Source organism: Actinoplanes campanulatus (genome assembly GCF_014647795.1).
Taxonomy (GTDB): Bacteria; Actinomycetota; Actinomycetes; order Mycobacteriales; family Micromonosporaceae; genus Actinoplanes; species Actinoplanes campanulatus.
This window is the reverse complement of sequence record NZ_BMPW01000028.1, coordinates 77057-99510: the sequence shown is the minus strand read 5'-3', so window position 1 is coordinate 99510 and position 22454 is coordinate 77057. Positions and strand designations below refer to the sequence as shown.

Genomic DNA, 22454 nt, shown 5'->3' with positions numbered 1-22454 from the left:
GCCGGACGGCCGGACGGATCGCTCAGGTGGCGGCGTAGTTGCGTAGGGCGTGCAGGGCCGCCTCGGCGTGCGGCCCGCGCGTCGTGAGCCCGGAGTCGGCCGGGGCCAGCCGCAGAGCCCCGACCCGGCAGAACGCCCCGGCCGGACCGGTGATCGCCGACTCGGCCACCGGATCGCCGAACCGCCAGGTGGCGCCGTCGGGCGCGGTCAGCTCGCAGAACAGATCGGGGGCCGGCTGCCCGGCCAGGCGGTACGCGTACGGCAGCGTGTGGAAGCCCAGCCAGGCGATGTGCCGCAGGCGCATGCTGTCCGGGTAGCCGATGCCGAGCGGCCCGGTGATGTCCAGGGCGTGCGCCCAGTGCTCGGCCAGCCGGGTGGTGGCCAGCGTCGGCGGCTTCAGCGACGACGCCACCCACTGCACCGGCTGCTTCGGATCGGCCGTCCGCAGCGCCGCGACCGATGCGCGCCGCGCCGCCCGCCACCGTGCGAACACCTCGGCGGGCGCGGCCGGCTCGGCCCGGACCAGCGCGTTCATGGCGTCATCGACGTTGTCGCCGAGATCCCGCCAGCCGATGGCGTCCGGCGCGCCGCTCAGCGCGACCGGCACCGCCTCCTCGGTCTGGGCCAGGTGCAGCACGACGTCGGCGACGGTCCAGCCGGCGGCCGCCGACGGGGACAGCCAGTCGGCGGGTGTGAGCCGGGCCAGCACCGATTCCAGTTGGTCCTGCTCGGCCGCGAGATCGTCGATCACGCCGGGACGGCTGTTCATGCCGGCCACTGTACGGGGCGGTCCCAACCCGCCGGCAGCTCCGGCGACAGCGGCGGCCAGGCGGGATCCGGGCGGAAGCCGCACCAGGTGCCGTCGAACGGGAACGCGCCCGCCTCGACCAGCGCGATGACCTCCTTGCCGGCCCGGCGGACCCGGTCCTCGTCGTCCACCCAGTACGCCTCCGGCATCGTGAGCCGCTCCGCGAACAGCTCCTCGTCCTTCCAGGCCCAGCTGCGGTCCGGTTCGATCACCACGTCCAGATCCCAGTCGGCGGTGTCCAATCCGGCCAGCCCGCCGTCGCGCCAGAGGACCGACGGGGCCTCCAGGTTCGCGTACCACCGGTAAAAGGTGCCGTCCGGCCGGAAGAACCATCGGATCGAGTAGTCCCGCCCGCGCGGATGCCAGCTGAGCACCCCGTGGTCGATGGTGTGCGGCGCCGGGACCCGTCGGGTCGCCGACCACTCCGGCAGCGGCGTCTGCCCCATGCTCCGGCCGTCCGGCATGTTGGTGTGCCAGCCCCGCGTTCCGGCCGGCGCCCACAGCACGACCGCGTCGCCGCGCTCCTCGACCACCCGCAGCGGGAACACCATCCCCACCTGCTCCCGCTGGGCGTGCCGCAGGTAGACGGTCTCACCGGGCACGAACTCGACGTTCTCCTTCGACATGGGGTCGAGGCTATCGAGCCGCCGCCGCGGACGGCCCGGACCGGGCCGCCCGCGGCGGGTGGATCAGCGACGGCCGGGCAGCGGCACCGTCGACCAGTCGGTGTCCGAGGCCAGATAGAAGCTCGGGTACGACGGCTGGTTGTACGTGGTCTGCTGGCGCGCCACCTCGACCCGGTACTGCGGGTCGTGCATGAGCGTGTACAGCTTGTGGTTCGTCACCTCGGTGCTCAGGTAGATCCGGATCGCCGACGAGTCGGCGGTCCGGACCAGCAACTCCTCACGCCAGTCACCGAGGATGTCGGCGACCAGGCTCGGGTTGCCCTTCGTCCCGTTGTTGGCGAGCGTCCCCTCGGCGGTCAGCAGGCGGCCACGGTTCCAGTCGTCGATCGTCGGCGTGACGGTCTGCGCCCCGTTGACGATCTGTGTGGTGAGGTCGGCCGACCAGCGGATGCTCTGATTCGTACCGGGAATGGTGTTTGTCAGGATCTCGCCCTTGGCGCTGTGCAGGCCGAGCGCCTCGGACCCGCCGGGCATGCTCGCCCACGACTCGATGCCCCGGGTGCCGGACAGCACGTCGCCGATCATGCCGCGCCCGGTGTCGCGCCCGGAGTAGGTGCCGAAGAGCACCTCGCCGGTGGCCGCGTCGCGCATCGCCATGCCGTAGGGCGCCGACGTCGCGCCCTCGTGCACGGTGAAGATCTCCTGGCCGGGCCGGTCCGGATCGATGTCGGTCACGTGCATCGCGTCGCCGTGGCCGAGTCGCGCCTGCCCGCCGGCCGGAAGGGTGCCGAACGACGAGTACAGGACGTCGCCGTCGTGGTCGATCGTGGCGGAACCGTAGACGATCTCCTGCTTTCCGTCGAGGTCGACGTCGGCGGCGCTGAGCGAGTGGAAGCCCTGCGTGGTGAGCCTGCCGTACTCGGGATCGGTGCCGTCCCGGCCGTGCGGCGAGTCGTTGAACGGGTTCGTCATCGGCGTCCAGCCGGAGTCGACGTACCAGTTCTCGACCAGCCGCCGCCCGTTCCAGTGGTAGGCGACCAGCGTGGTGCGGGTGTAGTAGCCCCGGGCGAACACCGCCGACGGCCGTTTCCCGTCGAGGTAGGCCACTCCGGACAGGAACCGGTCGACCCGGTTGCCCGGCTCGATCCGCGCCATCGCGTAGTCGCCCCACATCAGGCCGTCGTCGTGGCGGCCCGGCTTGTAGTCGATGGTCTGCAACTCACGGCCGGTGGCCCCGTCGAAGACGGTCAGGTACTCGGGCCCGTCAACGATGAAACCCTCGAAGGTGCGCAGGTTGTTGCGGGTGCTGCGGGACGGCGCGTAGACGTCCATGAAGTAGTCGGTCAGCGCCTCGGCGTCGGCCCGGCTGAGCGGGTACTGATACCGCGGCTCGATGCCGAACGCCTGCTCCAGGGTGGCCGGCCAGTTCCCGGCGACCACCTCCGGATGTACGTGCCAGCCGAGGAACATGTCCACGATGTGCTGGTAGTAGTCGGCGGCGCTCATCCGGTAGTCCTCGGTGGGCGAGTGACCCGGCGTGGTGATGTAGTGTTCCCGGCCGTTGCGGATGGTCTTCGTGCCCGGCGCGGTCTTCATCATCATCTCGGCGCGGCCGTCGCCGTCGAAGTCGTAGACCAGGAACTGCGTGTAGTGCGCTCCGGCCCGGATGTTCACGCCCAGGTCGATGCGGTGCAGCAGGGTGCCGTCGGCCCGGTACGTGTCGACGTAGACCGGTCCGGTCCAGCCGACCTGGGACACGTCCTTCGAGTTGGACGGGTCCCACTTGACGATGTATTCGTATCTCCCGTCCCCGTCCACATCGCCGACGCTCATGTCGTTGGCCGAATACGTGTAGGTCTCCCCGGCGGGCGTCACGCCGTCCGCCGGCTTCTGCAACGGCAGGTCACGGTAGTTGGTGGCCCACGGTGTGGCGGTGGCGCCCGCGACCCGGTACTTCGAGGTCGCGGTGCCCTCTTTGTCTAGATAGTTGGTGCTGTCGGTGACGGTCGCGATCTTCCGGCCGTCGCGGTAGACGTCGAAGTTCCGGCCGGTCAGCCCGGTCGGCGAGGAACCGGTGGCCTCGGTGCCGAGCAGCCGCCAGCTCAGGAAGACGCCTTCGCCGGTCGTGGTGGCCACCAGGCCGCGGTCCAGGCGTTCCAGCTGCGGTCCGCGCGGTGGGTGCGCCGCGGCGGACGAGGGGATGGCGGCGGCCAGGAGCATGGCCGCCGTGCAGGCTTTCAACAACTTTCCGGTACGAGCGTCCATGCTCTCTCCTGGAAATGGGGGATGGGGTGGAGCGTCAGGCGGCGTCGATCTCGGTCTGGAGTTCCTTGATGAACGACTCGGCCGCGGCCTGCGGGGTCTGCCGCTCGAAGAGCACCTCTTCGGTGTGCCGCTTGAGGATCGCCTCGATGCCGCTCGCGCCGTTGGGGGTGACGCGCGGGGCGGCGCCGACCTTGAGGGCGGCCAGGTACTCGGCGGCGGCCTTGTCGGTGTCGGCCAGTTTTCCGGTGATCGCCGACCGGACCGTGCTGTTCGAGGGCACACCGCGGTCGGTGAGCAGCACCTCGCCGGCCTCGGTGGTGTTCAGCAGGAAGTCGACGAACAGGGCGGCCTCGGCCGGGTGCTTCGACCGGGACGAGACCGACCAGAACATCGACGGCTTGTAGTACGGGCTCTCCGCGGCGGCGGCCTGGCCGTTGGTGGGCAGCTTGAGGAGCTTGAGCTGCTGGCCGCTGGCCGCCGACAGCGAGGTGAGCTGGGTGTTCCACCAGGTGCCGAACGCGGAGGTGTTGGTGGCGGTGCCGGACTGGTCCAGTGACGCGCCGGCCCGCTCGACCGTCACCGACGGCGCCGGGGCGATGCCCTGCTTGGCGAGATCCAGCAGGTACTGCCAGTATCCGGCCAGCACGGCGGGCGGGATGGACACCTTGCCGGACGCGTCGTAGAGGGTGGCGCCGGCCTGGCGGGCCCAGATGTTCACGCCACCGGCATCGAAGCCCCAGGACTGTACGCCGGTGACCTTGCCGCCGCTGGCCTTCGACACTTCGAGGCCGATGCGCTTGAGGTCGTCCCAGGTCCAGGTGGAGTCGTCGGGCACCGGGATCTTGTACTGCTCCAGCAGGGTGGTGTTGGCGACGATCGAGTACGCGGCCACACCGGTCGGCACGGCGTACTGCTTCCCGTCGACCTTGCCGGTGTCGAGGGCCGCCGGGTCGATGCCGTCAACCTTCAGGTGCTTCGTGGCGGTGCCGAGGTCGAGCAGGGCGCCGCGTTCGGCGTAGGAGGCGAGGTAGAGCTCGTCCATCTGGATGATGTCGGGGGCGTCGTTGGCGGCGACCGTGGTGGCGAGGCTGTCCCAGTAGCCGTTCCACTCCTTGAACTCACCGGAGACGGTGATGTTCGGGTACTTCTTCGTGAACATGTCGATGGCCTGCTGCGTCCGCTTGTGCCGGGCGTCCGATCCCCACCAGGTGAAACGCAGCTTCACCGCGTCCTTGGAGATCTCTCCGCCGGCGTCGCCACCGCCACCGCCGCAGGCGGCCAGAGCGGACGCGGCGGCGGCGCCGGCACCGAGGGAGAGCAGGGAGCGCCGGGAAAGACCGTTATGCATGTCGATTCCTCCTGTTATTTGATTCCGGTGGTGGCTATGCCTTTGACCAGGTAGCGCTGGCCGAGAAGGAAGGCGAGGAAGATCGGGAGCAGGGAGACGACGCTCATCGCGAACATGGAGCCCCACGAGGTGGACACGGTGGCGTCGACGAAGGAGCGCAGGGCGACCGGGACGGTGTACATGTCCGGGTCGGTCAGGTAGATGAGCTGGCTGAAGAAGTCGTTCCAGGTCCAGATGAACGTGAAGATCGTGGTGGTGGCCAGGGCGGGCAGCATGAGCGGCAGGATGACCTGGGCGAAGATGCGGGGGTGGCCGGCGCCGTCGATGCGGGCGGCCTCGTCGAGTTCGGTGGGCAGGCCGCGGATGAACTGGACCATCAGGAACACGAAGAACGCGTCGGTGGCCAGCAGTTTGGGGACGATCAGCGGGAGGAACGTGTTGATCCAGCCGAGGTTCGAGAAGGCGATGTACTGCGGCACGATCAGTACGTGGATCGGCAGCATGATGGTGCCGAGCATGACCGCGAACCACAGTTTCTTGCCGGTGAAGTCGAGGCGGGCGAAGGCGTAGGCGGCCATCGAGCAGGAGACCAGGTTGCCGATGATGCAGCCGAGCACGACGATCGCGGAGTTGAGCAGGTAGTGGCCGAACGGGGAGGCCAGCGCGTTCCAGCCTTCGCCGTAGTTCTGGGTTTCCAGGCCGTCCAGGACCAGGCCTGGGGAGCGGAAGATGACGTTGTTCGGGCGTAGGGAGCTGACCACCATCCACAGCACCGGGTACAGCATGATCAGGGTGAGCAGGCCGAGGCCGGTGTGTTTGAGCAGGCTGTGTCCCCGGCTGCGGATGCGGGCCGGTGCTGGTGCGGCGGCCAGTGCGGGGGTGGGGCGTTCTTTGAGGTCAGTCATCGTAGAAGACCCACTTCTTCGCGGCCCAGAAATTGATGGCGGTGAACGCGGCGATGATGATCAGCAGGAGCCAGGCCAGGGCGGAGGCGTAGCCCATGTCGAAGTTGTGGAAGCCGCGCTGGTAGAGGTAGAGGGTGTAGAACATGGTCGAGTCGGAGGGGCCGCCGGTGCCGCCGGAGACGACGAATGCCTGGGTGAACGACTGGAACGCGTGGATGATCTGGAGCACCAGGTTGAAGAAGATGATCGGTGACAGCAGCGGCACCGTGATCCGGCGAAACTGCAGCCATCGGCTGGCGCCGTCGACCTGGGCGGCTTCGTAGTACATGACCGGGATCTGCCGCAACCCGGCCAGGAAGATCACCATGGGGGCGCCGAACGTCCACACGTTCAACACGATCAACGTGGACAGTGCGGTATCGGGATCCGAGATCCAGCCGCGTCCGGTTATTCCGAACAGGTTGAGCAACTGGTTGAACAAGCCTTCGGCGCCGAAGATCTGCCGCCACAACACCGCGATCGCGACACTCGACCCCAGCAGCGACGGCAGGTAGAACGCCGAGCGGTAGAACGCCAGCCCGCGCATCCCCCGATCCAGCAGCATCGCCAACCCCAACGCCGCCGCCAGCTGCAACGGCACCGAGATCAGCACGTATTTGAACGTGACGCCGAGCGCGTGATGCAGCCGCTGATCGCCGAGCATCCGGGTGATGTTCTCCAAACCGTTGAACTCCGGCGGCTGGATCAGGTTGTAGTCGGTGAACCCGAGCACCAACGACGCCGTCACCGGCCCAGCAGTGATCAGAACCAGCCCGGCGAACCAGGGCAACAGGAACAGATACGCGGCCTTGTTGTCACGTTTACGCGCAGAGCCGAGGGTGCTCACATGACCCTCCTTCTCGTCGAACCCAGTGAGCAGCTAGAACGAAGCGCTCACCTCCCGGCCGGTGATTTCAGCAGGAGGAAAGCGCTTTCCACGGAGTCTGCATGGGTGCGACGAACACGTCAACGGTTTCACCGCTGTAAATTCTGGATCGTTTCAGATGTCGCAAGCGCGGGCCGTCCGCCTCGCTCGCAAGATCATCTTTGAATGATTCAACCGGTGCGCCGGCCACCCGGCCCACGCCCTCCGGACGATGTTCCCGTCACCAGGTGAAATTCCCGGTCACACCTCGACCAGGCCCGTCGAAGGTTCTAACCTTGAGCCCCGGCGAACGCCGGGTAACGGAAGGCAAAAGCGATGACCGCTACCACGGTCGCCGTCAACACCGGCCCCGACGGAACCCTTGTCATCCAGCTCCGTGGCGTGCTCAACGCCGAACATGCGGCTGATCTACGCCACACCCTCATCCACGCCATCCGGCACACCCGGCCGTCCTGCCTGATCCTCGACCTGGCCGGAGTTCGGGAGATCGACGCGATCAGCCTCGGTGCCCTGGCGGCCGCCTGCCACCTCGGCGACGTCCAGCACGTCGCCGTCTACCTCGACCACTCACCGGAACCGGTGGCCAGACAACTGGCCGCGGCCGGCGTCGCCCATCACCGGCTTCGCGACATCACGCGGTGAGCGCCACCTCGGTCGTACATCACCGGCTTCGCGACATCACGCGGTGAGTGCCACCTCGGTCGTACATCACCGGCTTCGCGACATCACGCGGTGAGCGCCACCTCGGATGTCCGGATTCGGTTGCGGCCGTCGTTCTTCGCCACGTAGAGGGCGTCGTCGGCGCGCTGCAACAGTTGCTCGACCGACTCGGTGGTGTTCCAGGTGGCACAACCGATGCTGCACGTCTGCCCGTCCGGCATCGCCGTCCGCAACCTCTCCAGCACGGCCACCGCCTCGGCCGCGCCGGCGCCCGGCAGCGCGATCACGAACTCTTCGCCACCCCAGCGCGCCAGGAAGTCGTCCTCGCGCAACTCGCCGCCGAACGCACCCGCGGCCCGCTGCAACAGGTCGTCGCCGGCGGCGTGCCCGTACGTGTCGTTGTATCGCTTGAAATGATCGAGATCGGCGATCGCCACCGTCAGCGGCGCACCCGTGGCCCGCGCCTCGCCGCAGAGCCGGATCATGTTCTCCTGCCAGGCCCGCCGGTTCGGCACCCCGGTCAGCGTGTCCGTGAACGCCATCCGCTCCAGCCGTCGCAACAGCCGATCATGGTCCAGAGCCAGCGCCGTCTCGTCGGCCAGCAGCCCGACCGCCAGGAACCGGTTGTCGCTCACCGACTCGACCCGTCGCGTCCAGCCGACCACGAGCACCGCCATGATCATGCCGTTCACCACGACCGGCTGCCACAGCATCGACTTACCGTCGACCATGCTGAGCAGCGCCGTCGAGACCCGCGGATCCTTGGCCGGATCGGCCAGGAAGATCGGCTCCCCGCTGTGGTAGACCCGGGCGATCATCGACGAGCCGTCCAGCGGCACCCGCGTACCGATCACGTCGGCACCGTCGGCCCCGGTCGCCACCAGCACGGATCCGCAGTCGGCCGGCTCCAACAGCGTCACGTTGTCGGCGTACGCCAGATCCCGGATCGCCGCGATGATCGTGGTCCGCGCGTCCTCCCCGGTGCGAATCCGCCGGGCCGCCGCGCCCACCGCCGCCACCAGTCGGTGAGAGTCACGCACAGCTTCCTCAGCCAGATGACGCTCCGTGATGTCCTGGAGCTGGATCAGCGTCCACGACTGCTGCCGCCGGACGTCCTTCACTTCCTTGCCGACGTTGCTGCGCCCGATCGTCAGATAGGCCCACCGCACGCTGCCGTCCGGCCGGGTGATCTCGCGCTGGCCCTCGTCGGCGCCGTCTTCGAGCAGGTAACGCCGCATGCTCCCGCCCACTACGTCGTCCGCGGGCTGACCCACCAGCTCGCAGAAGGCCGGATTCGCAGCGATCACCTGCCCCTCGTCATCCGCGATCGCCACGCCGGACGGCGACGCGTGGAAGAGCCGCTCGAAGCCGTCCGCGACCGTCACCGCGCGCTCGTGCACCGATCGCAGCTGCCGCTGACGCCGGCGCAGCGCCTCGTGCATCAGCGCGCCGAGAACCACCGCGAAGGCCAGTTGCAGGCTGTAATGCCCCAGCTCGGAGCCACGCAACTCGGGCAGAGCGACCACCGTCGCGACCCAGCCGGTCAGGCCCGCCAGGCTCGCCACCGCGGCGAGCCGCCGGGACGTCACCGCCGCGCCGAGCCCGAGCAGCGTCAACATCAGGGAGGTCGTGTAGTGCAGCCGGCCGGTCATGGCCACCTGGACCACGCTGTCGGCCACAGGCAGGAACGCCAGCCACTCGCCACGCCCGCGAGCCAGCATCCGCCACCTGCGAGCCGTCACCGGCATGGCGGCCAGGCACAGCAGCGCAGCCGTCGCCCCGTAGAGCACCGTCATCACGGTCCGTGCCGAACCGTCCAGCGTGAGAAAATTCGTCACCGAGAGCAACAGGTAGACCGCCGCCACAGCACCGCGAATCCACCGCGACGCGGCATCCGGCACCCGGCCACCGGCCGTGCGACGCCAACCTCTGTCGTGCAGCATGCCCAATGTCCACCTCCCCGGCCTTCCCGCCTTGTCGGCGCGGCCGAGGGCGACTGAAGAGAAAACCCGTCATCGGTACGGCGTAGCGGCCCCCGGCAACAGCGGCCGAACCCGTGTGTTCCCGCGAGCCGCTGCCACTCCAGACCGTGCCGCGCCCGCCGGGCGTGAGTGGGTGGCACGCGAGCCTGCTGCCACTCCAGACCGTGCCGCGCCCGCCGGGCGTGAGTGGGTGGCACGCGAGCCTGCTGCCACTCCAGACCGTGCCGCGCCCGCCGGGCGTGCGGGGTGGTGATCTTGTCCGGCTGGTCGTCGGTGCTGACTCTGCTGGTCAGTCGGTCCTCTGTCCGTCCCCCCGGCTCGTTGCGCCGACCAGCGCACACGTAACGGTTTGCGTGGTCGCCCGCCCGCGTCATGGCGGCAGGCCGGGCACACGGACGGCGCGACGTGAGCGGCCGCCGGGCCGGACAGCGCGGGCGGCGGACGGCAGTGGGGCAATCGACCAGCGTGGTCAGCGCTGGGCGCCAGCCGGGACCGTTCGGCGACAGCGCGTGATCGGCTGCGGTGTGGCGGGTTCGGATGGTCACATGAACAGCGGCGCGGTTGGGTATGCACGGCGGGAAGGAGGTGGCGGTGATGGAAGAACCGATCGGCACCCTGACACCGCTGAGCGACACCGACCAGATGATCGCCGACCCGGAGCAGGACGTGCGGGGCCGCGCCGTGATCGACAGCAACGGTGAGAAGGTCGGCACCGTCGCGGACCTGCTGGTGGACACCGCCGAGAACCATGTGCGGTTCCTGCGCGTGGCACACGGGGGCATCCTCGGGATCGGCGCCGTCTCGTCGTTCATCCCGGTCGACGCCGTCCGCCGGGTCACCGACGACGAGGTGCTCATCGACTCGGCCAAGGACCGGATCGCGGGCGCGCCACCGTACGACCCGGACCTTGTCGACCAGAACGACTACTACGAGAAGATCTACGGCCACTACGGCTACCCGCCGTACTGGGCGCCCGGATACATGTACCCGCCGTTCCCCGGCATCCGCTGACCACCCGGCGGACGGAGGATCGAGGGCGCTTCGGCCGTACCCTCTCCGGGGTCTCCTGGCGCGAGGCGGGCAACCAGGCCGGGGCGGCGAACGACGGTGAGGCCGCGAGCGTCACCGTGTGTGACGGTGACGCTCGCGGAGGATGTGCCCTCAGGTGGTGGCGATCTCGTGGATCTGCGCCTTGACCGTCAGCTCCTTCGAGGTGCTGCCGTTCTCGCCGGTCGCGACCAGGGTGTAGGTGTGCGCCTGGTAGTCGCCCGCCTCGCCGTCGCACGGGAAGTTCAGCTTCTCCGAGCCCACGGCCTCATAGGTGCCGTAGACGCCCGGGCCGTCGACGGCCAGTGTGGTCGCCGGCGCGCCGGTGACCTTCCACTCCAGGACCACCGGCAGGCCCTCCTGCCGGGCCTGATCGGTTCCGGACGGGCAGGTCGGCTCCGACGCCACCCGGAAATAGTCGATGGCGGGACCGGACGCGGTCGGCTCGGTCAGCTTGCGGGTCTTGATCGGGCTGGGAGAGGTGGCCGCCGCCTTCGGCGAGATCGGCGTGGAGGGTACGGATTCCGTCGACGGGGTGCTCGACACCGGAATCCCGCCGCTGAGGTTCTGGCCGGCGCCGATCCGTGCCATCCGGTTCAGGATCTGGCCGGTCATCACCGCGAGCGTGACCATGACCAGCAGGACCGCTATGAACCACCGGCGCCCCGCCGCCGAACTCTGGGCCGCCACATGTCCTCCCTGGTGGAACGGGCGTTTCGCGGCAGACTATGCGGGGCGTGACCGTGCCGGGGCGCTTCCCGGCGGCGCTTGGCACGAAGCCGGTAGCGGTCACTCACCGGCTTCAGGTGAGGGTGACCGGGAAGAGGTCGGTGCGGGCGATCGCGGCGTCCCGCTCGGCGCTCATGGCGGTTCGGCGGGGGTCGGTCAGGAAACCGTCGTAGCCGGATTGCGAGCCGAATGCGATCAGCTGCACCTCGGCCGGGGCGTCCGGGGCGGCGCCGTCGGCGGTGTGCGCGCGCTGGAGCAGACGGCCGTCATGCTCCGGGAGCAGGGCGAGGACCTTGTCCTCGTACGCGGTCAGGGCTTCGACGGAGCCGGGGCGCGCCCACAGCAACACACACAGTTGGATCGTCACCGGCCGACCCTACCTGTGGCGGCTGTGCCCGGCGCGATACAAGTATCTGCGTGGACAACAGTGAGGGCGGGACCGGCGACCGGCCGCAGATCCGGGACGTGGCGGCCGCGGCGGGGGTCTCCTACCAGACGGTGTCGCGGGTGCTGAACAACTCGCCCCGGGTGCGGCCGGAGACCCGTCGCCTGGTTCTGGACGCCATGGACCGGCTGCGCTACCGCCCGAACCGGGCGGCGCAGACGCTGGGCTCGGGCCGGGCGAACGCGGTCACCGTGATCACCGCGAACACGACCCTCTACGGGTACGCCGCCGTGCTCCAGGGCGTGGAGGAGGCGGGACGGCAGCTCGGCCTGGCGGTCGGGGTGCGGGTCGTCGAGTCGGAGGCGGCCGCGGACGTCCGTCAGGCCGTCGACCACCTCAGCGATCCGAGCGCCGGCAGTGTCGTGGTGGTGGCGTTCGATCCGGCCGGGGCCGCGGTGGTGCGCGCGTTGCCGGCCGGGGTGCCGGTGGTGGCGGCGACCGAGGCGGGCGGGCTGCCGGACGTGGCACGGCCGATGCTGTTCCTGGACGAGCGGCAGGCCGCGGCCGAGGCCACCCGGCATCTGCTGGGGCTGGGGCACCGGACCGTCCACCATGTCGCCATCCCGTCGGAAGCCCGGGCGAGCGCCAGGCAGAGCGGGTGGCGGGAGGCGCTGGCGGCGGCCGGGGCCGAGCTTCCGCCGGTGGTGGCGGCCGGCTGGGATGTGGAATCGGCCTACCGCGCGGTGCGAGACCTGGCGTCGGACGGTGACGTGACGGCGATCCTGTGCGGCAACGACGACACGGCGCTGGCGGTGCGCCGGGCACTTTACGAGGCAGGCCGTGACGTGCCCGGCGAGGTGAGCATCGTCGGGTTCGACGACGTGCCGGGCGCGGCGTTCTGGACGCCGGCGCTCACCACCGTGCGGATGGACTTCATCGGCCTGGGCCGTGCGTGCGTGAACCGGCTGGTGGGCGCGCTGATGACCGAGCCGGAGGTTCCGCACCTGGTGATCCGCGAGTCGACGGCGGCGCCCGGCGCGCCGTAGGCGGCGCCGAAAGGCCGCGTGCCGGAACGCCGTCGGGGGAGCGGAACGGGGCGGCGGCAGACGGCAATCGATCGGTAACGAAACCGTAACGGCGTCTTCCGGTTGCGACGTGTGACCGGTCACACTAGCCGCAGTCCTCCATCGTGTGACCGGTCACATGGATTGCTGTCGAATTCGGAGTGGAACCCCCATGAGACGAAGAATCGGCAAGACCCTGACCACCGCGGTCGTCGCCACCACGACCGCCGCCCTGCTCACCGCACCCGCGGCGCATGCCGCCCCGTCCACCTTCGTGGTCGATCTGGCCACCGGCACCGGCGCGTTGCGCTACGGCGCGACCGGCTTCCTCTACGGCCTCGGCGACGAGGGCATCCCCGACGAGACCATGCTCGCCGCCCTCAAACCACAGGTCGCCGCCCAGAAGGCGCCGGACGGGCTCCAGCACCCGAACGGCGACGCGCTCAAGATCGCGCCGATGTTCAAGCGCGCCGGCGGCCGCGACATCCAGATCTACATGCAGGACATCTACCAGCAGTGGCCGTACGAGAACCTGGGCATCGCCGACTATCTCGCCAAGGTCGACACGATGACCCGCAAGGTGGTCGCCGACCCCTACCGCAGCTCCTACGTGTACGTGCCGTTCAACGAGCCCGACGCCATCTGGTACGGCGGGAACCTCAACGGCCTGCTCGCCGACTGGAAGACCGTCTTCCAGCGGATCCGCTCCATCGACCCGGGTGCCCGCATCGCCGGGCCCAACTTCGCCTCCTACCGTTCCGCCGACCTGCGGACCTTCCTCACCTACGCCCGCGACAACGGCGTGCTGCCCGACGTGATGGCCTGGCACGAACTCGGCGACGACTTCTTCACCAGCTGGCACCTGCACTACGCCGACTACCGGGCGATCGAGACGAGCCTCGGCATCAGCGCGCGGCCGATCACCATCAACGAGTACGGCCGGATCTCCGGCGACCTCGGCGTGCCGGGAAACCTGGTGCAGTTCGTCGCCAAGTTCGAGAACAGCAAGGTGGACGGCTGCCTCGCCTACTGGACCACGGCCGGCGGGCTGAACGACCTGGTCACCCGTAACAACCAGGCGACCGGCGGCTGGTGGCTGCACAAGTGGTACGGCGAACTGACCGGCAACACCGTGGCGGTCACCCCGCCCTCGCCGGGCGGCTCCCTCCAGGGGCTCGCGGCCGTGGACTCCGGCAAGAAGCAGGCCCGGATCATCCTCGGCGGCAACAACCCGTCCTCCGGCACCTATGACACGAACGTTCAGGTCCGAGGGGTGCCCAGCTATCTGGGCACGACCGTGCACGCGACCGTCTGGGGCATCGACAACTCCGGCCTGAACCCGTCGACCGGGCCCTATGTGGTCAGGGAGGGCGACTTCACCACCAGCGGCGGGCAACTCACGGTTCCGCTCACCGGGCTGAAGGGCGCTTCCGCGTACCAGATCATCCTGACCCCCAACAAGGACCTGACCGCGGCCTTGACCAGCCGCTACGAGGCGGAATACGCCGCACTCGGCGGCAGCGCGCGGATCACCTACGGCACCGGCACCGGCTACTCCGGGACCTACTTCACCGAGGGGTACGGGGCGAGCAGCACCGCGAGCACGAAGTTCGTCGTGACGGCGCCCGCCGACGGCTACTACAACCTCAGCCTGCGCTACAGCGCCGGGCCCTACACCGGCGCCCCGGCCGACCGGTCGATCCGGCTGCGGGTGAACGGCTCGAACCTGACCGACGTGGCACTTCCCGCCACCGCCGACTGGAACACGTGGCGCACCGTCACCACCAAGGTGTACCTGCCGGCCGGGATCAACCGGATCGAGTACAACGCCTACGCCACCGACGACCGTGACGCCGTCAATGTCGACTATCTGGACGTCGCGGCCACGAGTGGAACCGTCAGCGCGTACGAGAGCGAGAGCGCGGCCAACACGCTCAGCGGGACCGCCGTCGTGGTGTCCGACAGCGCCGCCTCGGGCGGCCGGTACGTCGGCTGGCTCGGCGCCGGCGCCGCCAACACGCTGCGCTTCAACGGCGTGACCGTGCCGTCGGCGGGCCGCTACCGGCTGGTGGTGAGCTACGCCAACGCCGAGGTGGTCGGCGACCACGCCTACAACAACAACATCGTCGACCGGTACGCCGACATCAGCGTCAACGGCGGCGCCGCGAAGAAGGTCGTCTTCCGCAACACGCTGGCCTGGAACACGTACCGGACCAGGGTGGTCGACGTGGATCTGGCCGCCGGGGCCAACACCATCACGTTCAGCAACGCCTCCTCCGGCTACGCGCCGAACATCGACCGCATCCAGATCGCCGCCGTTCTCGGCTGAGTAGGGAGTCTTCGTGAGCTTGGCCTGGGGACGGTTCGTCATCGACACCCCCGCGGACGGACCGGTGACCATGCGTCTCGACGGTGGGGCGGCACAGCCGCTGGTCGAGGTGCTGACCGCCGGGAGCGGGCGCGGGCACGTCTCGGCGCGGTTCTCCGAGACGACGATCGGCCGCCGGTTCCGCTTCGCCGGCAGCTCGTTTTCCGGCAGCGACCAGCTGCGGATCCGGCTGCGGGACGGCGAGAGCGGGCTGGCCGCCGAGGTGGTGCTGACGGGCGGAACCCAGGTCCGGACCACGATCACCAACGAGGGGCCCGAGCCGGTCCTGCTGCTCGGCGTCACCACGTGCGCGATCGGGCTGGGCCCCGTCGACAACCTGGATCTGGTCAGCGGGGACGGGGAGTGGCTCGGCGAGGGCCGCTGGACCCGGCGGCCGCTGCGGGACCACGCGCCCGACCTCAACCTGCGGATCCATGGTCAGGACGGGCGCGGCCGGTACGCCGTGACCAGCACCGGAACCTGGTCGACCGGAGCACGCCAGCCCACCGGCGTCCTGGTCGACCGGGTCACCGGGACGGCGGTCGCCTGGCAGGTCGAGCACAACGGGCCGTGGCGGTGGGAGACCGGCGAACGGCTCGACGGCGGCTACCTGGCGTTGACCGGCCCGACCGACATCGATCACCAGTGGCAGCGGCCGCTCGGACCGGGCGAGTCGTTCACCACCGTCCCGGCGTCGATCGCGGTCGGCGACGGCCTGGACGGGGCGGTCGCCGCGCTCACCGCCCACCGGCGCGGGCTGCTGCGGCCGCACCCGGACCGGGCCGCGCTGCCGGTGGTGTTCAACGACTACATGAACACGCTGATGGGCGACCCGACCACGGCGAAGCTGCTGCCGCTCATCGACGCGGCGGCCGCGGCCGGCGCCGAGGTGTTCTGCGTCGACGCCGGCTGGTACGACAACGACACCACCTGGTGGGACAGCGTGGGGGAGTGGCAGCCGTCGGCGAGCCGCTTCCCCGGCGGCCTGATCGAGGTGGTCGACCGGATCCGGTCACACGGCATGGTCCCCGGGCTGTGGCTGGAACCGGAGGTCATCGGCGTGCGCAGCCCGATGGCCGACAAACTGCCCGTCGAGGCGTTCCTCCAGCGCGGCGGGACCCGGCTGGTCGAGCACGGCCGCTACCACCTCGACCTGCGGCATCCGGCCGCGGTCGCGCACCTGGACGAGGTGGTGGACCGGCTGGTCGAGCAGTTCGGGGTGGGCTATCTCAAACTCGACTACAACATCGACCCGGGCGCCGGAACCGACCTGGACGCGCCCGCCGCCGGGGCCGGGCTGCTCGACCACAACCGCGCCCACCTGCGGTGGCTCGACGGGATCCTGGACCGGCACCCCGGCCTGATCCTGGAGAACTGCGCGTCCGGCGGGATGCGGGCCGACTACGCGATGCTCAGCCGGATGCAGGTGCAGTCCACCAGCGACCAGCAGGACTTCCGCCGGTATCCGCCGATCGCCGTCGCCGCGCCGTTGTCCATCCTGCCCGAGCAGGCCGCCAGCTGGGCCTACCCGCAGCCGGAGATGAGCGACGAACAGATCGCCTACACGATGTGCACCGGGATGCTCGGGCGGCTCTATCTGTCCGGGCGGCTCGACGCCATGAGCGACGGGCAGCGGGCGCTGGTGCGCGAGGGCGTGGCGGCCTTCCGGAGCATCCGCGCCGATCTCGCCACGACCGTACCGGTGTGGCCGCTCGGGTTGCCCGGCTGGGACGACCCGTGGCTGAGCCTCGGGCTGCACCACCACGACACCACCTACCTGGGGATCTGGCGGCGGGCCGGCGCCGGAACCGACCTGACGCTCGACCTCCGGCACCTGCGTGGGCAGCCGGTGACGGTCGAGGTGCTCTATCCGCGGCGGCTGCACGCGTGGGCGTACCGCTGGGAAAGCGCCACCGGCTCGCTCACCGTGACCACCGCCGACACCGACCCGTATGCCGCGCGGATCCTGCGGATCCGTCCCTCCCGATAACGAAGGATCACCGATGAAACGCTGGATAGCCATCGGCGCCGCCCTCACCCTGGGGCTCGCCGCCTGCACCGACCCGTCCGCCTCCACGACCAGCGGTGACACCGTCGCCACCTGGGCCGATCCGACCGCCGAGCTGGACGGTGTGAAGCTCACCATCTGGGCCGCGCAGAACAGCAACACCGTCCCGAAGAAGGTGGTCGAGGGCTTCCAGCAGGCCACCGGCGCCACCGTGGAGATCGTCACGGTTCCGGACCCGTACGAGCAGAGCGTGCAGACCAAGGTGGCCACCGGCGACAAACCGGACCTGGCGTTCTGGCAGCCCACCGCCTCGATGCTGACCGCCATCAACGCCAAGACCAACCTCCAGCCGCTCGGCGAGGCGCCGTGGCTACCGTCGATGGATCCGGCGCTGCGCGACATCACCGGCCTGCTCGACGGAACCCGCTACGCGGCGCTGGTGACCAGCCCGGCCGTCGAGGGCGTCTACTACAACAAGGAGGTCTTCGCGGCGAACGGGATCACCGCGACGCCGAAGAGCTTCGACGAGATGATCAAGCTGGCCCGCGATCTCAAGGCCAAGGGCGTCACACCGTTCCACGAGATGGGCGCGGACCGGTGGGCCACCCAGTGGTGGGTGCAGGTGCAGCTCGCCGACGCCGCGAAGGCCGGGCTGTGGGATCGGATCAACACCGGTCAGGACAAATTCACCTCGCCGGCGGTGGTCGACACCATCAAGCGCTACGACGCGCTGATCAAGGAAGGGCTGTTCAACAGCGACATCAAGACCGCCAAATTCGAGGACCAGGGTACGGCGCTGCTGGACGGCAAGGCGGCCATGGTCGTGCAGGTGAACTCGTTCTTCGGGCAGTTGCAGGCCAAAGCGGACACCGCCACGCTGGACCGGAAGATCGGCTTCTTCCCGATCTCGCCGTCCGGAAACGTCGGCACGTTCATCCCGGACCAGTCGAACGCTCTCGTCGCCTTCAAGACCGGTGACGCCAAGCGGGAATCGGCGGCCCGCCAGCTTCTCGCCTACTGGATGGGCCCCGGCTACAGCGACTTCGTCACCGACCGCAACACCGTGTCGCTGCAGACCGCGGTGGCCAGCCCGGCCGGCGTGCCGAAGGCGCTCCAGGACGTGCACGCGTCACTGCCCACGTCGGTCGGTTCCATGCAGGCCCTGGCCGTCGCGAATCCGGACCTGTACATCAATCTGGCCGACATGATCGCCGGCACCATGACGCCCGACCAGGTGGCCACCGCCACCCAGGACCAGTTCGTCCAGCTCGCCAAGGCCGCCGGTTACCTCAAGTGACCACGGCAGTCGAAACACTCGCTCCGGCCCGGGCGCTGCCGTCGGCGCGCCCGGGCACCATCCGGCGCCGTACGCATCCACTGTGGTTCCTGCTTCCGGCGTACGGGCTGCTCCTGGTCTTCTTCTTCCTGCCGACCGTGTTCAACTTCGTCTACGCGTTCACCGACTGGTCGGGGTTCAAGGCGGAGATCAACCCGGTCGGGGTGGAGAACTTCACCCAGCTCACGTCGGACGGCACGCTGTTCCGGTCACTGCGGATCACGGTCGTGTACGCCGTACTGGTCGCGATCTTCCAGAACGTCTTCGGGTTCGGTCTGGCCGTCCTGCTGGAACGGGACACGACGGTCAACCGGATTGCGCGCACGTTCTTCCTCATCCCGGTGCTGATGTCCGCGCTCGCCGTCGGCTACATCTTCCAGGCGCTGCTCAAGTCGTCCGGACTGCTTGCCGACACCACATGGACGATCGTGGTCGTCGCATTGATCCACGCATGGAAGTGGATGGGACTGTCAATGTTGATCTACCTTGCCGGTCTCAAGTCGATTCCACTCGAGGTGACCGAGGCCGCCCACATCGACGGCGCGTCGAGGTGGCGGACGTTCTGGCGGATTCGGGTGCCGCTGCTGGCTCCGGCGGTCACCTTCAACGTCGCCACCGCGCTGCTCGGCTCGATGAACGGCTTCGACATCGTGCAGGCCACCACCGGCGGCGGGCCCGCGCGGACCACCGAGATCCTCAACATCTTCATCTACCGGACCTTCGGCCAGGGGCTGTTCGCGCAGGCCACCACCATGAGCCTGGTGCTGTTCCTGCTGGTCGCGCTCATGGCGTTCCCGGTCGTCTACGTGCTGCGCAAACGCGAGGAGGTGCTGTGAGCCGCCGTCTGCAACCCGTGTTCGCGCTGCTGCTGGTCGCCGTGGTGATCGGGGTGCCGCTCTGGCTGGTGATCGCCACCGCCGGCAAGAGCCAGGGGGAGGCGGTCGATCCGGACCTCACCCCGCCCAGCGAATGGCACCTGCTCGACAACCTGCGGCAGGTGTGGACCGACGCCGACATCCCGGCCGCCCTGCTCGGCAGCCTGCTGATCGTCGCGCCGACCGTGGCGATCGTACTGCTGCTCGGCTCGATGGCGGCATGGGTGCTGGCCCGGCGCGGATCCCGGCTCACCGCGGTGCTCTACGCCCTCGGCATCAGCGGCATCATCCTGCCTCCGGCGGTCGTCACGGTGGTCCTCCTGCTGCGCCAGCTCGGCCTCGCCGGCACCGCGGTCGGGATGATCGGCGTGTACGTCGGGATCTACCTGTCCACGGTCGTCTTCTTCGTGACGGGCTTCGTGCGTACCATCCCGGAATCCCTCGAGGAGGCCGCGCGCATCGACGGCGCCGGACCGTTCGCGGTGTTCCGCCGTGTCGTGCTACCCCTGCTGCGCCCGGTTCTCGCCACCGCCACCATCCTGATCTGCCTGTACGTCTGGAACGACGTCTTCTACGCCTTCTTCGTCATCGGCGGCCGGATCGACACCCTGCCCCTGAACCTGTTCCAGGTGGCCAGCGCCGGGCTCTACCTCAACAACTGGCACCTGATCTTCGCGTACGTGATCCTGATGAGCCTGCCGCTGGTCGTCGTCTTCGCCGTCGCCCAGCGCCGGATCATCTCCGGCATCACCTCGGGCGCCGTCAAATGACCGTGCCCACGGCCCGCGCCCGCTCCGCATGACTGAGTAGATCGGTGTTGTCGGCGAACTGGTCGACCGCCCCGATCAGCGGCCGGACCGCGTCCCCGGCCAGCGCCCGCGCGAACCGGCCACCGCCGATCACCCGGAACGGGCGGTCGAAGAAGAACCGCACCTTCGGGTCGAGCGGGTCGGTCAGCCCGAGATCGTTGTGCATGCGGGCGACCGTCTCGTACGCGACGACCAGGTGATGCTCGCGGGCGTGCCAGTTGGCGGCGGTCAGGCCCGCGGTGAGCGCCGTCCGCAGCCCGTCCACCCCGGGCAGCCGGGCGAACGCGGTGCCCAGCCACTTGCTGTACGGCGGGTAGCGGCGATTCATCAGCAGGACCAGGCGCATCAGGTCACGGGCCAGCCGGGCCGCCACCACCGCCGAACCCAGCTCGTCGCCGACCTCGCCGCACCGGCCGACGAAATGCTCCTCCTGGCCGATCCGCTGCCACTGGCAGGCCAGCACGTAGCGCCACACGTCGTCGGGATACCAGGCCAGCGATTCGCGGACCCGGTGCAGACGGTCGAGACCGTCGTGGTGCACCACCCCCGCGGTGACCTCGGCCAGCGCCTGCGCCGGGGTGGCCAGCCAGTCCCGGCCGGTGACACCGTCCCGCGGGTCGAACCCGAGCCGCCCGGTCAGCCATGCGCCCAGCTCGGCGACCACCACACCACGGCCCGGCAGCACGGTGGTGGCGTGCCCGGCGACCGTGTCCGGCAGGTCCGCGTCCAGCCGGGCACGGATCGCGTCACCATGGGCGGCCAGGTCCGCAGCGCTCAGGAACAGTTGCAGGCGAGGCCCCCAGTCGTGGTCGGTGGAACGCTCGGTGTCGAGGCCGAGGACCTCCGAGCCGGGCCCGATCAGGGCGGCGGTGTGGGCCACCGTCGGCAGCAGCGGGCGTACTGACTGGTAGAAGCGGCGGGACAGTTCCACACCGGACACAAACGCAGGGGACATGTCAGGCATGGTGCCACCGGCGTCGCGTAGGCTGCCGGTGGGCCGTGACTGGCGCTGAGGTGGGGCACCACCGGGAAGCGGCCCGCCGACACGGCCGTGCCGCGCGCCTGGGCGATCCGTCCCACCCCCGCGGAGTGAGCCTTGCCCGACCAGCGCAGAATTCTCGACTACGCCCCACCGTCCGCGGTCAACGCCGGACTGCTCGCCGTCCTGATCGGCTTCACCAGCTCGGCGGCGATCGTGTTCAGCGCCGCCCGCGCGGCCGGCGCCGACGACGCGGAACTCGCCTCCTGGATGCTGGCGCTCGCCGTCGGCATGGGCGTCACCTGCATCGGACTGTCACTGCGATTCCGGGCGCCGATCGTCACCGCCTGGTCCACGCCGGGCGCCGCACTGCTGGTCACCGGCCTCGAAGGCGCCACCATGCGGGAGGCGATCGGCGCGTTCGTGGTGTCCGCCGCGCTGATCACGCTGACCGGCGTGACCGGCTGGTTCGGGCGGATGATGGACCGGGTGCCGACGTCGCTGACGTCCGCGCTGCTCGCCGGTGTCCTGATCCAGTTCGGCATCGGCCTGTTCGCCTCCGCCAACCAGGAGCTGCCACTGATCGCCGCCATGTTCGGCACCTACCTGGTGGCCCGGCGGTTCCTTCCCCGGTACGCGGTTCTCACCGCGCTGGCCGCCGGGATCGCGGTGGCCGCGGCGACCGGCTCGTTCCGGCCGGGCGAGGTGCGTTTCGGCTGGGCGTCGCCGGTGTTCACGATGCCGTCGTTCACCTGGCAGGCCATCATCGGGGTGGCGCTGCCGCTGTTCGTGGTCACCATGGCGTCGCAGAACCTGCCCGGCGTCGCCGTGCTGCGCAACGACGGCTACCAGGTGCCGGTGTCGCCGCTGATCACCTGGACCGGGGCGGTGAACCTGGTGCTCGCCCCGTTCGGCGCGTTCGGCCTCAACGTGGCCGCGATCACCGCGGCGATCTGCACCGGCCCGCACGCGCATCCCGACCCCAGACGCCGGTATCTCGCCTCGGTGTGGGCGGGCGTGTTCTACCTCTGCGTGGCCGCGCTCGGGGCGACCATCACCTCACTGCTGGCCGCGCTGCCCGCGGTGCTCGTGCTCGGGATCGCCGGGATCGGCCTGCTCGGGACGATCGGCAGCTCGCTGACCACCGGCCTGCGCGACGACCGGTGGCGCGAGGCCGCCGTGGTGACGCTCCTGGCCACCGCCTCCGGCATCGAACTGCTCGGCGTCGGTTCGGCGTTCTGGGGACTGATCGCCGGCCTGCTCACCGCGGCGGCCACCGGAGCGTTCCGCCGCGAGGCGAAGGTGACGGTCTGAGCCGATCGTCAGCCCGGTGTG

General features: G+C 69.7%; 19 protein-coding genes and 1 riboswitch. Of the genes, 9 read left to right on the top strand and 10 right to left on the bottom strand.

The genetic code is table 11. The features are described from left to right. Positions 1 to 22: 22 nt before the first annotated feature. The 6 genes from IEZ13_RS39770 to IEZ13_RS39745 all read right to left on the bottom strand — a co-directional run bounded on the left by IEZ13_RS39770 (position 23) and on the right by IEZ13_RS39745 (position 6838). The gene (locus IEZ13_RS39770; RefSeq protein ID WP_183226665.1) at positions 23 to 769 is read right to left on the bottom strand and encodes a maleylpyruvate isomerase family mycothiol-dependent enzyme; all 747 of its coding nucleotides are present in this window, start codon (positions 767 to 769) and stop codon (positions 23 to 25) included. Continuing rightward, complete coding sequence (locus tag IEZ13_RS39765) at positions 766 to 1434, bottom strand: ribonuclease FAU-1 family protein (RefSeq protein WP_183226666.1); 669 nt, start codon at positions 1432 to 1434, stop codon at positions 766 to 768. The genes IEZ13_RS39770 and IEZ13_RS39765 overlap by 4 nt, the downstream gene beginning before the upstream one ends. 63 nt (positions 1435 to 1497) lie before the next feature. Next, the gene (locus IEZ13_RS47780; protein WP_183226667.1) at positions 1498 to 3699 is read right to left on the bottom strand and encodes a rhamnogalacturonan lyase; all 2202 of its coding nucleotides are present in this window, start codon (positions 3697 to 3699) and stop codon (positions 1498 to 1500) included. A 34-nt stretch (positions 3700 to 3733) separates the two neighbouring features. Beyond that, complete coding sequence (locus tag IEZ13_RS39755; RefSeq protein WP_183226668.1) at positions 3734 to 5047, bottom strand: ABC transporter substrate-binding protein; 1314 nt, start codon at positions 5045 to 5047, stop codon at positions 3734 to 3736. Positions 5048 to 5061: 14 nt separating this feature from the next. After that, positions 5062 to 5952, bottom strand: coding sequence for a carbohydrate ABC transporter permease (locus tag IEZ13_RS39750; protein ID WP_183226669.1), 891 nt, complete (start codon positions 5950 to 5952; stop codon positions 5062 to 5064). Further along, positions 5945 to 6838, bottom strand: a complete 894-nt coding sequence (locus IEZ13_RS39745) for a carbohydrate ABC transporter permease (RefSeq protein ID WP_203834065.1) — start codon at positions 6836 to 6838, stop codon at positions 5945 to 5947. The genes IEZ13_RS39750 and IEZ13_RS39745 overlap by 8 nt, the downstream gene beginning before the upstream one ends. A 354-nt stretch (positions 6839 to 7192) precedes the next feature. Here IEZ13_RS39745 and IEZ13_RS39740 point away from each other — a divergent pair, with 354 nt between their 5' ends. Then, positions 7193 to 7519, top strand: a complete 327-nt coding sequence (locus tag IEZ13_RS39740; RefSeq protein ID WP_183226670.1) for an STAS domain-containing protein — start codon at positions 7193 to 7195, stop codon at positions 7517 to 7519. Between the two features lie 83 nt (positions 7520 to 7602). Here IEZ13_RS39740 and IEZ13_RS39735 read toward each other — a convergent pair whose 3' ends face one another. Then, positions 7603 to 9375, bottom strand: a complete 1773-nt coding sequence (locus IEZ13_RS39735) for a diguanylate cyclase (RefSeq protein WP_229795617.1) — start codon at positions 9373 to 9375, stop codon at positions 7603 to 7605. A 738-nt stretch (positions 9376 to 10113) separates the two neighbouring features. On the opposite strand from IEZ13_RS39735, the gene IEZ13_RS39730 reads away from it, so the two are divergent. Beyond that, positions 10114 to 10530, top strand: a complete 417-nt coding sequence (locus IEZ13_RS39730) for a PRC-barrel domain-containing protein (RefSeq protein WP_183226672.1) — start codon at positions 10114 to 10116, stop codon at positions 10528 to 10530. Between the two features lie 150 nt (positions 10531 to 10680). On the opposite strand, the gene IEZ13_RS39725 is transcribed toward IEZ13_RS39730, so the two are convergent. Together IEZ13_RS39725 and IEZ13_RS39720 are read right to left on the bottom strand one after the other, a co-directional pair. Beyond that, the gene (locus IEZ13_RS39725; protein ID WP_183226673.1) at positions 10681 to 11256 is read right to left on the bottom strand and encodes a hypothetical protein; all 576 of its coding nucleotides are present in this window, start codon (positions 11254 to 11256) and stop codon (positions 10681 to 10683) included. Between the two features lie 112 nt (positions 11257 to 11368). Further along, positions 11369 to 11662: a hypothetical protein gene (locus tag IEZ13_RS39720; RefSeq protein WP_183226674.1), complete on the bottom strand. Its 294-nt coding sequence runs from the start codon at positions 11660 to 11662 to the stop codon at positions 11369 to 11371. A 50-nt stretch (positions 11663 to 11712) separates the two neighbouring features. Here IEZ13_RS39720 and IEZ13_RS39715 point away from each other — a divergent pair, with 50 nt between their 5' ends. The 6 genes from IEZ13_RS39715 (at position 11713) to IEZ13_RS39690 (ending at position 20101) form a co-directional block, all read left to right on the top strand. Then, on the top strand, positions 11713 to 12726 hold the full coding sequence (locus IEZ13_RS39715; protein WP_229795615.1) for a LacI family DNA-binding transcriptional regulator: 1014 nt from the start codon (positions 11713 to 11715) through the stop codon (positions 12724 to 12726). A gap of 190 nt (positions 12727 to 12916) precedes the next feature. After that, entirely contained in the window at positions 12917 to 15073 is a 2157-nt protein-coding gene (locus IEZ13_RS39710) for a CBM35 domain-containing protein (RefSeq protein ID WP_183226675.1), read from the top strand. Positions 15074 to 15086: 13 nt separating this feature from the next. Then, positions 15087 to 17102, top strand: coding sequence for an alpha-galactosidase (locus IEZ13_RS39705; protein WP_229795613.1), 2016 nt, complete (start codon positions 15087 to 15089; stop codon positions 17100 to 17102). Between the two features lie 13 nt (positions 17103 to 17115). Then, positions 17116 to 18417, top strand: a complete 1302-nt coding sequence (locus IEZ13_RS39700) for an ABC transporter substrate-binding protein (RefSeq protein WP_183226676.1) — start codon at positions 17116 to 17118, stop codon at positions 18415 to 18417. After that, entirely contained in the window at positions 18414 to 19292 is an 879-nt protein-coding gene (locus IEZ13_RS39695) for a carbohydrate ABC transporter permease (protein ID WP_203834066.1), read from the top strand. Before IEZ13_RS39700 ends, IEZ13_RS39695 begins: the two co-directional genes overlap by 4 nt. Further along, positions 19289 to 20101, top strand: a complete 813-nt coding sequence (locus tag IEZ13_RS39690) for a carbohydrate ABC transporter permease (protein ID WP_183226677.1) — start codon at positions 19289 to 19291, stop codon at positions 20099 to 20101. The genes IEZ13_RS39695 and IEZ13_RS39690 overlap by 4 nt, the downstream gene beginning before the upstream one ends. Here the strand turns inward: IEZ13_RS39690 and IEZ13_RS39685 are convergent. Continuing rightward, the gene (locus tag IEZ13_RS39685) at positions 20094 to 21095 is read right to left on the bottom strand and encodes a DUF4037 domain-containing protein (protein WP_183226678.1); all 1002 of its coding nucleotides are present in this window, start codon (positions 21093 to 21095) and stop codon (positions 20094 to 20096) included. The two genes, IEZ13_RS39690 and IEZ13_RS39685, sit on opposite strands and share 8 nt — an antisense overlap. Before the next feature lie 34 nt (positions 21096 to 21129). After that, a riboswitch (ZMP/ZTP riboswitch) is annotated at positions 21130 to 21215 on the top strand. Between the two features lie 21 nt (positions 21216 to 21236). Here IEZ13_RS39685 and IEZ13_RS39680 point away from each other — a divergent pair. Then, positions 21237 to 22433: a benzoate/H(+) symporter BenE family transporter gene (locus IEZ13_RS39680; protein WP_183226679.1), complete on the top strand. Its 1197-nt coding sequence runs from the start codon at positions 21237 to 21239 to the stop codon at positions 22431 to 22433. The last annotated feature ends 21 nt before the right edge of the window (positions 22434 to 22454 follow it).